We start from the raw sequence: 12,321 nt of genomic DNA, 5'->3' as shown, positions 1-12,321 counted from the left end.
CGGGTCTAGCGCCCGGCGGCTCCGTCCGTGTCTGCGCCGCCGCTGATCGCAGGATCGAGCGCGGCTTCGGTGAAGGCTTCGCGTTCGCCTCCGCCCAGCAAGAAGACATAGGCGGCGAGCGCAGTGATGACTTCCTCGTCCAGGCGCTCCTCCCAGGCCGGCATCACGCCGTAGGGCCCGCGATAGATGCTCGCCCGGATGTTCTCGGGCTCCGATCCGTAGAGCCAGTCCCGGTCCACCAGGTTCGGCGCGCCGATGGTCCGGTCTCCGGTCCCGTCCGCGCCGTGGCAGGTCGAGCACTGCTGGTTGAAGATCTCGGTACCGACGGTCCGGCCCGCCTCGGTGGGCTCGATCATGCCCGCCAGGGTCATGACGTGGTCGGCGACCGCAGCGATCTCCTCACGGCTGAGAAGTCCGTCCTGCCCGTAGGCCGGCATCTGGGAGAAGCGGGTGTCGGGGTTCTGCTCCCAGCGGATGCCCTTGTGCAGGGTGTACTGGATGCCCTCGAACGTGCCGTCCCAGATCCACACGTCGTCGTTCAGGTTCGGATAGCCGATGAAGCCCTGAGCGCCGGCGCCGTGGCAGGTCGCGCAATTGTCGCCGAACGCGCTTTCGCCGGCGGCCAGTGCGAAGTTCAACAGTTCGGGATCGCGCTCGATCGCTTCAATACCCCCGTCTGCCGCCGCCTGCTGAAGCCGGGCGAACATCGGCCCGCGCGAGGCCTGAAGTTCGGCCAGCGCCTCGGTGACGTTGGCGCGCTCGGAGTGATTGCGCAGCCCGCGGGTGTGTCCGTCGAAGCCCGGCGGGGCGGGCAGGGCCGGCATGAAGATCATGTAGACCACCGCCCAGGCGATGGTGGCGTAGAAGATCCACAGCCACCAGCGCGGGAGCGGATTATCCAGCTCCTTGATGCCGTCCCATTCGTGTCCGGTCGTGTCCACGCCGGAATAGGCGTCCACTTCGGGCTTTTCGCCGGCAGGACTTTTGTCGGTCTCTTTAGTCATGGCTGCGATCCTTGTCTCCGGCGCTTTCTTCAGCGGCGGCGGGCCGGTCGTCGTCTTCGAGCGGGACGCGGGCGGCCTCTTCGAACTTGTCCTTGTTCTTCGGCCAAAAGGCGTAGACCGCCGCGCCGATGAAGAAGGCGACGAACAGCAGAAGGCCCCAGGTCTGCGCGAAGCTGGAGAGCGGTTCGTACATCCCGGGCTACCTCAGATTCTCGTCGGCGTCGGCTTCGTAGGTCTCGAAGTCGACCATGGTGCCGAGCACCTGGATGTAGGCGATCAGCGCGTCGAGCTCGGAGACGATCCGGTCGTTGCCGTCGAAATCGCGGATCGGCGCGCCCGGATAGCGCTCGAGGAAAGCGTCGTAGTCCGAAGAGAACGGGTCGAGCTGGGTGTAGACGTCGTTCACCGCGTTCTCGAGCCGGCCCTGCTCGTCATAGGGCACGCCCACGCGCATCAGCGCCTTCAGCCGGCCCTCGACCACGTCGATCTCAAGCGGGGTGTCGGCCAGGAAGGCGTAGGGCGGCATGATCGATTCAGGCACGACCGAGCGCGGATCGCGGAAATGGTCGCGGTGCCATTCGTCGGAATACTTGCCGCCGACCCGTGCCAGATCGGGCCCCGTCCGCTTGGAGCCCCACTGGAAGGGGTGGTCGTACATGCTCTCGGCGGCCAGCGAGTAGTGGCCGTAGCGCTCCACCTCGTCGCGCAGCGGGCGGATCATCTGCGAGTGGCAGGTGTAGCAGCCCTCGCGAATGTAGATGTCCCGGCCCATCACCGCGAGCGGGGTGTAGGGGCGCACGCCCTCCACCTCTTCGATGGTTTCGTCGAGATAGAAGAGCGGGGCGATCTCGACGATGCCGCCGATGGAGACCACGACGAGCACGCCGGCGGTGAGCACGATCGAGTTCTGCTCGAGAACCTTCTTGTGCCAGCCCCAGATCGGATTGGTTTTCTTGGCCATTTCAGGTCCCCCCTTACTCGGCCGGCTGGATGGCGGCGGACTGAGGCTGGGCCTCGTCCTCGGTCTTCTTCACGTCGCCCTTGATGGTCTTGTAGACGTTCCAGGCCATTAGCAGCGCGCCGACCAGGTACAGAACGCCGCCCAGGGCGCGGATGATGTAGTAGGGGTGCATCGCCTCGACGGTCTCGACGAACGAGTATTCGAGGAAGCCCAGCGAGTTGTACGCCCGCCACATCAGGCCCTGCATGATCCCGCTGACCCACATCGAGGTGATGTACAGAAGGATGCCCAGGGTCGCGATCCAGAAGTGCCACTCGATCAGCGCGCGGGAGAACATCCCCTTGCGCTTCCAGAGCCACGGCACCAGGCAGTAGATCGCGCCGAAGCTGATGAAGCCCACCCAGCCCAGAGCGCCGGAGTGCACGTGGCCGATCGTCCAGTCGGTGTAGTGGCTGAGCGAATTGACCGCCCGGATCGACATCACCGGGCCTTCGAAGGTCGACATGCCGTAGAAGGCCACAGAGACGACGAGCATCCGGATCACCGGATCGGTGCGAAGCTTGTCCCACGCGCCCGAAAGCGTCATCAGGCCGTTGATCATGCCGCCCCAGCTGGGCATCCACAGGATCACCGAGAAGGTCATGCCCAGCGTCTGCGCCCATTCAGGCAGCGCGGTGTAGTGCAGGTGGTGCGGGCCGGCCCAGATGTAGATGAAGATCAGCGCCCAGAAGTGGATGATCGACAGCCGGTAGGAGAAGACCGGCCGCTCGGCCCGCTTGGGGATGAAGTAGTACATGATCGCCAGGAAGCCGGCGGTCAGGAAGAAGCCCACGGCGTTGTGGCCGTACCACCACTGGGTCAGCGCGTCCTGAACGCCGGCGAAGGCGGAGAAGCTGCGCGAGCCGATCGGGGAGACCGGCATGGCCAGGTTGTTGACCACGTGCAGCATCGCGATGGTCACGATGAAGGCCAGGTAGAACCAGTTCGCCACGTAGATGTGGGGTTCCTTGCGCTTGGCCAGCGTGCCCAGGAAGACCAGCAGGTAGACGACCCAGACCAGCGTCAGCCACAGATCCGCGTACCATTCGGGCTCGGCGTATTCCTTGCCCTGGGTGATGCCCAGCAGGTAGCCGGTCGCCGCGACCACGATGAAGAGCTGGTAGCCCCAGAACACGAACCAGGGCCAGATCCCGCCCGCCAGCCGAGTCCGGCAGGTGCGCTGGACGACATAGAAGCTCGTGGCGATCAGCACGTTGCCGCCGAAGGCGAAGATCACCGCGCTGGTGTGCACCGGCCGCAGCCGTCCGAAATTGAACTCCTCGAGCGCGGGATGCTGCAATATGTCGGGGAAGGCGAGCTGGAAGGCGATGATTACGCCGACCAGAAGCCCTGCGATCGCCCAGAACATGGAGGCGACGACGCCGTATTTGACGACGTTCTCGGCGTACTCGGTCTTGTCGTTCAGCACGCCGTTGCTGGAGTACACCCCCACCATCGCGAACAGGCCCAGCACGAAGCCGATCCCGATCACCCAGGCGTGGGTGCGCATGGCGGCGTCAGCGCCGTTGGCCGCCGCGATCAGCGCCCACACCGCGCCCAGCGCGCAGATGGCCGTCACGATCATGGCGTTGGCGTCGAAGCCGGTCCGTTTGTCTGCCGCGAGCGCGGTCATTCGCCCCTCCATGAGGAAAGTCCCGTAAAGTCCGCCCCTTCCTTGCGGGTACAAAGACGTATGGGAAGTAGGGCAATATGCCTCACGCCCGAACGCACCCGGCCTGCGCGCGCGTCTCGGCGGGCCGTGATATCCAGCCAGCCAAGGGCGCTCGGCGGATTGAACGCGGGTAGAAGCGCTTTCGATGCAGGCGAGGCGACACGTTGACACACCCAGGTCTGGACATCGGGCCGCTTCTGGGCGGCCGCGCCGAGCTCGACTTTCTCGCCGGGCTGATCGCGGGATTCGCCGCCAGTCTTCACTGTCTGACGATGTGCTCAGGAATCGCCGCGGCGATCGGCGCGGCGGGAAGCGACCGGCCCGTGCTCGCCCGGGCGCGCACGGTGTCGCTGGCGAGCGCAGGGCGGATCGCGGTCTATGTCGCGCTGGGCGCGATCGCGGGCTGGCTGGGTCAGGGCTTTCAGAGCGCCGCCCCGCCCGAGGCCGCGCGGCTTCTGGCGCGCTATCTCTCAGCGGTGGTGCTGCTGATCGCCGCGCTCACGGTGCTGGAAATCCCGCTTTTCGGCGGGCGGCTGGGACAGGCCGCCGCCCGGCTCGCCGGCCCGATGACGCGGCGGCTGCACAGGCTTCACCGGCTGGGCGCGGTCGGGCTGGGGCTCGCCTGGGGGCTGGTGCCGTGCGCGATGGTCTATGTGACGACCTTTTACGCGGGGCTTTCGGGCTCGGCCGCGCAGGGCGCGCTGGTCATGGCCGGGTTCGGGCTGGGCACCGCGCCGGCGATGATCGCAGCCGGGGCGGGCGCGGGCGCTCTGGCGGCCCTCACACGCGCGAGCGCCGCCCGCTGGGTCGCAGCGGCGGCGCTTGTCGTGCTCGCAGGGGTGACCGCGGCCGGCGTCTAGCCCATCACGATCGCGACCAGCGCGGCGGCGCCGAGGCCGGTCGCGGCCAGGTACATGGCCAGACGCGTGGTGCTCTGCCCGAAATCGAGCTCGTCGAGCAGGGCCTTGTCGTCATCGGGATCGGCCGCGCGGCGCACGTCCTCGCGGCGCTGCTTGTCCGATTTGAAAGACTGGGTCACGGGGGTCGTCTCCGTACAGCTGCGGTCGCTGCGAACATGGCTCACCTCCCGCGCTTATTCGCCAGCGTCTTCGATGGCTTCACCGGTGTTCTCGACGTCCTGGCCGAAGCCCTGGATCGTGTTGCAGCCGCCCAGCGCGAGGAAGAGCAGCGAGAAAAGCGTTGCGGCGAACAATTTCATTTTTTGCCTCCAACAGGTTGACACGTCCTTGAGAACGTGAACCGGCCCGGCAAGGTTCCCGCCGCCTGCATGCCTTTATGCCTCTGGATCGATTGTCAGTTCGGGAAGCGGAGCGCCGCCCGGTGGCCGCCGCCTTCGGGCGCGCCCTCCTCGACCACGCCGCCGAGCTGGGTGGCGAAGGCCTGCATCAGTGACGAGCCGGTGCCGCGCGCGGCGCCTTCCGCCGCGCCGGTCCCGTCATCGATCACCTCGACGACACACTCGTCCTCGATGCAGCTCAGCCGCACCTCGATCCGGCCGTGCGTGCGCCCCTCGAAGGCGTGCTTGAAGGCGTTGGTCACCGCTTCGGTGACGAACAGCGCCAGCGGGGCGGTCTGGTCGGGCGTGAAGGCGATCTCGTCGGAGTGCACGGTCACCTCGATCAGCCGGTCGTCGCGCGACACGTCGGTGAGGTTTGCGACCAGCTGGTCGAGGAAGCCGCGCATCTGCACATAGCGCAGGTCCTCGGCCTCGTAGAGGCTGCGATGGACCATGGCGAGCGCATTGATGCGCCGGCGCGCCTCGAACAGCGGCGCGCGCGCGCGTTCATCGTCAAGCCGGCCGGCCTGCAGATTGAGCAGGCTGACGATGATCTGCAGATTGTTCTTCACCCGGTGGTGGATTTCCCGCAGCAGCGCGCCGCGCTGTTCAACCACGTCCTCGAGCTCGCTGGTCTGGCGTTCGAGCGATTGCGCCATCCGCTCCATCGTGTCGGCCAGCTCGCGCACCTCGTAGGGCGCGCTGCGCGCGCGCCTTGCGGGCAGGTCGAAGCGCCCCCCGCCATAGAGTCGCGCCATGCGCCCCAGATAGGTCAGCCAGCGCAGCACGAAGAGGTCGATCGCGATCCAAACGCAGGCCAGCGCCAGCAGCCACATGATCGTGGGGATGAGCAACGTGCCCAGCACGTCCAGCCCGCCCCAGGCGTTGATCTCGCGCGTGGGCGCGGCGATCAGCAGGCCCAGCTCGTCCTCGATCAGCGGGGCGGTGATGACCGTGTAGCCCGGCGCGAAGTCTTGCGACGGCACGCGCTCGGGCTCGCCGGGGCTGCCCGCTTCGAGCGCGATGTCGAGCAGTGAGAGGTCGAAACTCGGCCCACCCGCGCCAGCGTCATAGAGCGGCGTGACGCCGCCCTCGTCGATTAGCGCGATCGCCGCGCCTGCAGGAAGAAAGTCCTGACGCAGAAGACCCGAGGCTGCGCTCAAATCGACCGAAACCGCGATCGCGCCGGCGAAGCCTCCATCGCTCGCCGAGGTCACCCGGCGCCCGGCGACGATCACGGGCCGGCGTGAGATCGGACCGAAGTAGACCCGGGAAAACGAGGCCTGGGCCCCCGATCTGAGACGTTGAAAAAATCGCCGCTCCGAGGCGTTCGCTTCCGGCGGGGCGGGCATGGAGCTGCACACCGGCCGGCCGTCCGTGTCGATCAGCGAGATGTTGGCGATCATCTCGTCGGTCTCGGCGATCCGGGCGAACGCGCGCTGGCAACCCTCGGCGTCGGTCAGGAACGCGAAGGCGCGCGACGACACCGCGGCCGCCATTCCGCTTGCACGTTGTAGCGCCGCCTCGAGGTCCTGGCTCGCAACCAGGGATGTGGAGAAAAGCAGCCGCGTCTCCTGCCGGCGCTCGTCACGGTACTCGAACCAGGACTGGACGGCGGACAGCAGAAGCAGCGGGCTCAGCGCGATCGCGAGCACAGCAATCAGTTGCAGCCGCAATCCGCGCTTCGGCCTGAATTCCATGCGCCGTGCCTCGCTGGCTTCGGCCTCCCCGGCTAGCGGTTGCGCCGGCCGTTTGCAAGGGCGTCCACTTCAGCCATCAGAAGCTCCGCCGCATCGGTGGCGGTTTCACCCTCGTCGGTGTCGGGCAGAGCGTCCGCGCCTTCCTCCAGCATGGCGGCCAGCGCCTTGCGCGCCCGGCTCACCCGGCTCTTGATCGTGCCGACCGCGCAGCCGCAGATGGTCGCGGCCTCCTCATAGGCGAAGCCGCCCGCGCCGACGAGCACGATCGCCTCGCGCTGGTCCTCGGGCAGGTTCTGAAGCGCGCGGCGCAGCTCGTCCAGCGCCATCATCGAATCGAGACCCTGCGGCCCCGACAGGGTGCGCTTGGCCTTTTCCTCGTCCCACGGCGCCTGGCGCCAGGACCGGCGCTGGTCGGAATAGAACTGGTTTCTGACGATGGTGAAGACCCAGGCGCGGAAATTCGTGCCGGCTTTGAACCGGTCGCGCGCGCGCCAGGCCTTGACCAGCGCGTCCTGGGTCAGGTCGTCGGCGGCGGCGTCGTTGCTCGTCAGGCTTCGCGCGAAGGCCCGCATATAGGGGATCGCGGCGGTGAGCTCCTCGCGGAACTCGCGATTGGACAGCGGTTCGATATCGGGTTTGGAAGCACCGTCCATGGCCTAGCTCCCCGCGCCCTTGCGCGCGTCGCCGTCGGCCTTCTCGCCGTCGCGGTCGGCTTCGGCCTCGTCGAGCTGGCTGAGGAGCTTTTCGAATTCGTCGGGCACGCCCTGCTGGATGGTGTCGTCGAAAAACGACTGCAGCCGGCGGCCGATCAGTTTCTGCCGTTCGCGCGCGGACGCGGCGTCCGTGGGCGAAGGCGTTTTCTCGTCGTCGGGTTTCTTGCTCATGCCGTCCATTTACCTGATCCGTTCGGTCCGGGCGAAAACCGGCGCCGCCCCACCCCTTTGGAGACGGCGAGTTGCACGAGGGTCTGAACGCCCTAGCCTTGGTTATGTTCCACGCGCGGCGTTCGCCATGGAACCAGCCCGCATCGTGCGGCGTTGAAGCCACATCGAGTTTGTCCGGGAGGGTTTTTGATGAGTTTCTCCGACGCCATACGGCCGCATATTCCTTACCTGCGCCGCTACGCCCGCATTCTCACGGGCTCGCAGGAGAGCGGGGATGCGCGGGTCCGGGCGTGCCTCGAAGCGGTCATCGCCGGCGAGGAGTCTTTCGACACCGACCTGTCGCCGAGCGTCGCGCTCTACCAGCTGTTTCACGCCACCTTCACCCCTGAAGGCCCCGGCGCGGAGGATCCGCAGGAGGGCGACGGGGTCGGCGCACGCCTGTCGCGCATCACGCCAAAAGCCCGTCAGGTCATGCTGCTGACTGCGGTGGAAGGGTTCTCCCTGTCCGACGCGGCGAAAATCCTGCGTATTTCCGAAGAGGAGGCGCAGAAACAGCTCGTCCAGGCCCAGCGCGATCTCGAAGGCGGTCTGACCACGCGCGTCATGATCATCGAGGACGAGCCGATCATCGCGCTCGACATCCAGGCGATCGTGGAAGGCATGAAGCACGAGATCGTCGGCGTGGCGCGCACGCGCGACGAGGCGGTCAAGCTGGCTTCGGAGACCAAGCCGGGCCTGATCCTGGCCGACATCCAGCTCGCCGACGACAGCTCCGGGATCGACGCGGTCAAGGACATCCTCGCCGAGCAGACCAAGCCGGTGATCTTCATCACCGCCTATCCCGAACGGCTGCTGACCGGCGAACGGCCCGAGCCGACCTATCTGATCACCAAGCCGTTCATGCCCGAAACCGTCAGCGCGACGATCAGCCAGGCGCTGTTCTTCGCCGAAGACGAGCCGGCGACGGCGGCGGAGTAAGCGCACGTGTTCGGCTTCGCCCTCGCCTTCGCCCTGATCGCGCTCGTCGCTGCGGTCCTGGGCTTCGGCGTGCTGGCCGGCGCGGCCGCGACGATCGCCAAATGGCTGTTCTTCATCGCTCTGGCCCTCGCGGTTCTGGCCGCGATCGGCGACGCGCTCAAAGGGCGTCCGCCGGTCTGAGGGGGCCGCAAGGACGCAGACAAGACGCCCTGCTCGCCTGACGAGCGGGGCGTTTTTGCGTTCGCGCCCTAAAGCCAGCCGTTCTGCCGGGCGATCTGGAAGGCTTCGATCCGGTTCGCCGCGCCGAGCTTGCCGCCCGCGTCGGCCAGATAGTTGCGGACCGTGCCCGGCGACAGGTCGAGTTCGCGGGCGATCTCCTTGTTAGACCGCCCCGCTTCGACCAGCCTCAATATCTCCCGCTCGCGATTGGTGAGCCCGGCGTCCGCCGCCCAGGCCTGCTCGGCGAGTTCGGCGGCGACCGCCCGCTGACCGGCGGCCACCTTGCGGACCGCGTCGGCGAGATCTTCGCTGGGCGCGTCCTTCAGCACATAGCCCAGCACGCCGGCCTGCAGGGCGCGCTGAAGATAGCCCGGCCGGGCGAAGGTCGTGACGATCAGCACTTTCGTGCGCGCGCCCTTGCTGCGCAGCGTATCGGCCACGTCCAGACCCGTAAGGCCGGGCATCTCGATATCGGCGACCAGAACGTCGGGATCGTGCTGCGCGACCAGGGAGAGCGCCTCCTCGCCGTCGGACGCCGCGGCGGCGACCTCGATATCGGGTTCGAGCCCGAGAAGCGTGGCGAGCGCGCCGCGCAGCAGCGACTGGTCCTCTGCGATGACGATCCGGATCATGGTTCAAGCCTCGCGCTCGCGGGCGCTTCTGCGACGATCCGCACGCCGGTTTCGCCGCGCCCGGTCTTCAGCCGCCCGCCCAGCGCTTCGAGCCGCCGGCGCATGCCGGTCAGCCCTTCGCCCTCGACCGGCGCGGCGCCGCCTCCGTCGTCCTCGATCTCGATGCGGGCCAGGCTCTCCCTGCGTTCGAGGGTGAGCCTGGCGGTTTTCGCGCCGGCGTGGCGGATGATGTTGGTCGCCGCCTCCCGGACAGAAAGACCCAGCGCGGTTTCCGCACGCGGTTCGAGGCCGGGCGCATCCCCGCTCACCGTCAGCGCGACCCCGGCGCTGGCGAGGGACCGCCGCGCCCGCTCGATCTCGGCGGTGAGCGTGGTGGCGTTCATGCCCGCCACCGCAGCGCGGACATCGCGCAGCGTCGCCCGCGAGGCGTCACGGATCTCGGCGATCTCGCGGCGCGCGGCGTCAGGATCGGCATCCATCAGGCGTCCCGCGAGGTCGGATTTCACTGCGATCGTGGTCAGCGTGTGGCCCAGCACGTCATGCAGATCGCGCGCGATGCGCTCGCGCTCGCGCACGGCGGCCAGCTCGGCGTCGAGGCGCAAAGCGCGCTCCTTCAGGCTCATCTTCTCGGCGGTGTCGAACCCGGCCATGGTCGCCAGGCCCACCATCACCGCGATGAAGCTGGTCAGGGCGATCTCGAATATCGACACCGGCAAAAGGAAGGCCGAGACGGGCAGGTAAACCAGCGCGACGACGCCCATCGCCGCCAGGGCGAGCCGTTTGGGCCGCACGCTCGCCGCCATGGTGACCGCGAAGATCGCGTAATTGCCGCTGAGCCCGTTGAGCGGGGCGAGGATCAGGCTGAGCGCCAGCGCGACCGCCGCGCCTGACAGGGCCGGCGCCGGCCCCTTGCCCATGCACAGCAGGTAGATCGGCGCGAACGCCGCCGCCACGGCGATCCCGGCGATCGCATCGAACCGGCTCGGCGCTTCGAAGAACCAGGGCGTGAAGTAGAACAGAAGATAGAGCAGGTAGAACCAGGGGCTCTGGTCGAGCCCCTCGCCGCTGGCGACCGACCAGGGCCGGTCCGTCCGGCCCGCCCGCCCGGTCCCGCCCGGCGCCGGGCTCACCTGCCACCGGTCACTCATGGAGCCGTCTCAAATCGCGCCTCGCCGATCTCGATCCAGCCTTCGCCCAGAGCCGGGCCGCCGACCACGGCGAATCCGGCGAAGGCGCTGGACTCGAAGCCTCCGATATCGTCGAGCTCCAGCCTCACCGTGGTCCAGTCTTCGTCAAGCGTGATGGAAACCATGGGCGGCACGCCGGCAAGCTCGGGATTGAAGACCATCACCCGATACTCCCCCGGCGCGGCGCGCAGGCGCAAGACCAGCGTGCGGCCTGAAAGATCGAGCGCGCTGGCGCTCTGGGAGGCGGGGAAATATCCCGGACCGGCCCAGGGGAAGGCGAAACCGGGACGCACGGCGATCTCGGTGCGCAGCACGCCGCCTTCCGCCGACAGCGCCGCGGTCGAGCTTCCGCCCGCCATCGCATCGGTCGTCGCGGTCCAGGCGAAGCCGTTGGTCGCCGCGTCGAAGACCGCGATATCGTTGGTGTCGAGCCCAACGCCGGCGCCGCCCGCTCCGGGCTGCGCGGTCTCACCGGCCAGCACCCCGTTGCGCACAATGTTCGCGATCGACAGCGTGGCGTTCACGCCCTCGCGTGGGTTGGCCTCGAGCAGCACCAGGTCGGCGCGTGCGCCCGGCGCGATCACGCCGCGGTTCTCGAGCCCGAAGGCGCGCGCAGGCCCTTCGGTCGCAGCCCGCAGCGCTTCTGCCGGGCTGAGGCCCGCCGCAGTGAGAAGCTGCAGCTCGTGATGAAGGCTCACCCCGTAGGCCGTGCCCGGATTGGGCGCGTCAGACCCCGCCAGGATCGTCACGCCCGCCTCGTGCAGCGCCCGCACGTTCGCGGCGGCGAGCGGATACTGGTAGCGCGGGCTGGGCGGCATGCCGAACCCGCCTTCCAGCGAGCGCCGGGCCGAGGCCGACAGGCGGTCGGCGACGCGCGGATCGGCCGCCAGCGCCCGCGCGCCGTCCTCTGCGGCGATCGAGGCGATCACCGCCAGGGTGGGAATGACGAAGACGTCCGCCTCGCGCGCCGCCTCCAGAAAAGCAGCGTCGGCGGGCGCGTCGGCGAAGATGTGCACCAGCCCGTCGATCCCGGCCGCGACCATCTCGCGCGCGCCTTCCAGCGTGTCGATATGGGCGACGGCCAGAAGACCGCGCGCGTGGGCCGCCTCGATCAGGGCCGTGGCGATGTCGAGGTCGAGGCTCTCGAACCAGGGCGAGCGGGGCATGTAGACGAGCTTGATGTAGTCCGAGCCCTCCTCGATGCGCGCCTCCACCCAACGCTCGGCCTCGTCCGGCCCTGCGAGCGTGTCGACCGGCACGCCGAACTGCGTGCCGTGACCGCCCTCGACCGTGGCCAGCATGCCGGCGCTGAACAGATCGGCGCGGTCGGTGACCGACAGATCCTCCCGCGCGGCCCGCGTCGCAGGCAGCTCGGAGGCTGCGCCGAACATGTCGAGCTGGGCGGTCACGCCGAAGTCGAGCGCAGCCGTGAGCGCCTCGCCCCAGCTATGGGTGTGCGCGTCGATCAGCCCGGGCAGCGCCACCAGGCCCGTCCCGTCGAGCACGGTCGCGCCCTGAGGCGGGGCGATGCCGGGACCTGCCGCCGCGATGCGGGCGCCGTCGATCACGATCGTCTGGTCTTCGTCAAAGGCGGTTCCGTCGAACACCGTCACGTTCGTGATCGCGAGGGTGGAGCTCGCCCCGCCTGCGACCGGACGGTCTGCGGCGTCCGGCGTGGGCAGAAGGAAGACGAAGCCCGCGAGGGCGGCGGCGAGAACGGCGAAGCCGAAAAGGAAGCGGATCATGGC

The 12,321-nt window shown here is 68.3% G+C and carries 15 protein-coding genes; 3 read left to right on the top strand and 12 right to left on the bottom strand.

From position 1 onward, the window contains the following. Positions 1 to 5: 5 nt before the first annotated feature. Genes ccoP through ccoN form a run of 4 tightly spaced genes read right to left on the bottom strand, consistent with a single transcriptional unit; the run spans position 6 to position 3,460 of the window. Positions 6 to 1,004 (bottom strand): cytochrome-c oxidase, cbb3-type subunit III, encoded by a 999-nt coding sequence (ccoP, locus tag ABL308_04105; GenBank protein ID XBQ17063.1) that lies wholly within the window; start codon positions 1,002 to 1,004, stop codon positions 6 to 8. Further along, on the bottom strand, positions 997 to 1,197 hold the full coding sequence (locus ABL308_04100) for a cbb3-type cytochrome c oxidase subunit 3 (protein ID XBQ17062.1): 201 nt from the start codon (positions 1,195 to 1,197) through the stop codon (positions 997 to 999). The genes ccoP and ABL308_04100 overlap by 8 nt, the downstream gene beginning before the upstream one ends. 6 nt (positions 1,198 to 1,203) lie before the next feature. Continuing rightward, a complete protein-coding gene (ccoO, locus tag ABL308_04095; protein ID XBQ17061.1) occupies positions 1,204 to 1,965 on the bottom strand; it encodes a cytochrome-c oxidase, cbb3-type subunit II in 762 nt (253 codons plus the stop codon). A 13-nt stretch (positions 1,966 to 1,978) separates the two neighbouring features. Further along, positions 1,979 to 3,460, bottom strand: coding sequence for a cytochrome-c oxidase, cbb3-type subunit I (gene ccoN, locus ABL308_04090; GenBank protein XBQ17711.1), 1,482 nt, complete (start codon positions 3,458 to 3,460; stop codon positions 1,979 to 1,981). A 380-nt stretch (positions 3,461 to 3,840) separates the two neighbouring features. Between ccoN and ABL308_04085 the strand changes: the two genes are divergently transcribed. After that, positions 3,841 to 4,536, top strand: a complete 696-nt coding sequence (locus ABL308_04085) for a sulfite exporter TauE/SafE family protein (protein XBQ17060.1) — start codon at positions 3,841 to 3,843, stop codon at positions 4,534 to 4,536. Here ABL308_04085 and ABL308_04080 read toward each other — a convergent pair. The 5 genes from ABL308_04080 to ABL308_04060 form a co-directional block, all read right to left on the bottom strand. After that, positions 4,533 to 4,715 (bottom strand): hypothetical protein, encoded by a 183-nt coding sequence (locus ABL308_04080; GenBank protein XBQ17059.1) that lies wholly within the window; start codon positions 4,713 to 4,715, stop codon positions 4,533 to 4,535. The two genes, ABL308_04085 and ABL308_04080, sit on opposite strands and share 4 nt — an antisense overlap. A gap of 54 nt (positions 4,716 to 4,769) precedes the next feature. Continuing rightward, positions 4,770 to 4,895 carry an entericidin A/B family lipoprotein gene (locus tag ABL308_04075; GenBank protein XBQ17058.1) on the bottom strand — a complete coding sequence of 42 codons (126 nt, stop codon included), beginning with the start codon at positions 4,893 to 4,895 and terminating at the stop codon, positions 4,770 to 4,772. Between the two features lie 95 nt (positions 4,896 to 4,990). Then, positions 4,991 to 6,673 (bottom strand): sensor histidine kinase, encoded by a 1,683-nt coding sequence (locus ABL308_04070; protein XBQ17057.1) that lies wholly within the window; start codon positions 6,671 to 6,673, stop codon positions 4,991 to 4,993. A gap of 32 nt (positions 6,674 to 6,705) precedes the next feature. Next, positions 6,706 to 7,326, bottom strand: coding sequence for a sigma-70 family RNA polymerase sigma factor (locus ABL308_04065; protein XBQ17056.1), 621 nt, complete (start codon positions 7,324 to 7,326; stop codon positions 6,706 to 6,708). Positions 7,327 to 7,329: 3 nt separating this feature from the next. Beyond that, on the bottom strand, positions 7,330 to 7,566 hold the full coding sequence (locus tag ABL308_04060; protein XBQ17055.1) for a NepR family anti-sigma factor: 237 nt from the start codon (positions 7,564 to 7,566) through the stop codon (positions 7,330 to 7,332). A gap of 180 nt (positions 7,567 to 7,746) precedes the next feature. Between ABL308_04060 and ABL308_04055 the strand changes: the two genes are divergently transcribed. Both ABL308_04055 and ABL308_04050 read left to right on the top strand, forming a co-directional pair. Further along, complete coding sequence (locus tag ABL308_04055; GenBank protein XBQ17054.1) at positions 7,747 to 8,535, top strand: response regulator; 789 nt, start codon at positions 7,747 to 7,749, stop codon at positions 8,533 to 8,535. Positions 8,536 to 8,541: 6 nt separating this feature from the next. After that, positions 8,542 to 8,715, top strand: coding sequence for a DUF1328 domain-containing protein (locus tag ABL308_04050; GenBank protein ID XBQ17053.1), 174 nt, complete (start codon positions 8,542 to 8,544; stop codon positions 8,713 to 8,715). 68 nt (positions 8,716 to 8,783) lie between these two features. Here ABL308_04050 and ABL308_04045 read toward each other — a convergent pair whose 3' ends face one another. Genes ABL308_04045 through ABL308_04035 form a run of 3 tightly spaced genes read right to left on the bottom strand, consistent with a single transcriptional unit; the run spans position 8,784 to position 12,318 of the window. Beyond that, positions 8,784 to 9,386, bottom strand: a complete 603-nt coding sequence (locus ABL308_04045) for a response regulator transcription factor (GenBank protein ID XBQ17052.1) — start codon at positions 9,384 to 9,386, stop codon at positions 8,784 to 8,786. Beyond that, entirely contained in the window at positions 9,383 to 10,534 is a 1,152-nt protein-coding gene (locus ABL308_04040) for a sensor histidine kinase (GenBank protein ID XBQ17051.1), read from the bottom strand. The genes ABL308_04045 and ABL308_04040 overlap by 4 nt, the downstream gene beginning before the upstream one ends. Further along, positions 10,531 to 12,318 carry an amidohydrolase family protein gene (locus ABL308_04035; GenBank protein ID XBQ17050.1) on the bottom strand — a complete coding sequence of 596 codons (1,788 nt, stop codon included), beginning with the start codon at positions 12,316 to 12,318 and terminating at the stop codon, positions 10,531 to 10,533. The genes ABL308_04040 and ABL308_04035 overlap by 4 nt, the downstream gene beginning before the upstream one ends. Positions 12,319 to 12,321: the final 3 nt, after the last annotated feature.

Source organism: Oceanicaulis sp., from assembly GCA_040112665.1.
GTDB lineage: Bacteria > Pseudomonadota > Alphaproteobacteria > Caulobacterales > Maricaulaceae > Oceanicaulis.
This window is presented reverse-complemented; position numbering and strand designations above follow the sequence as displayed.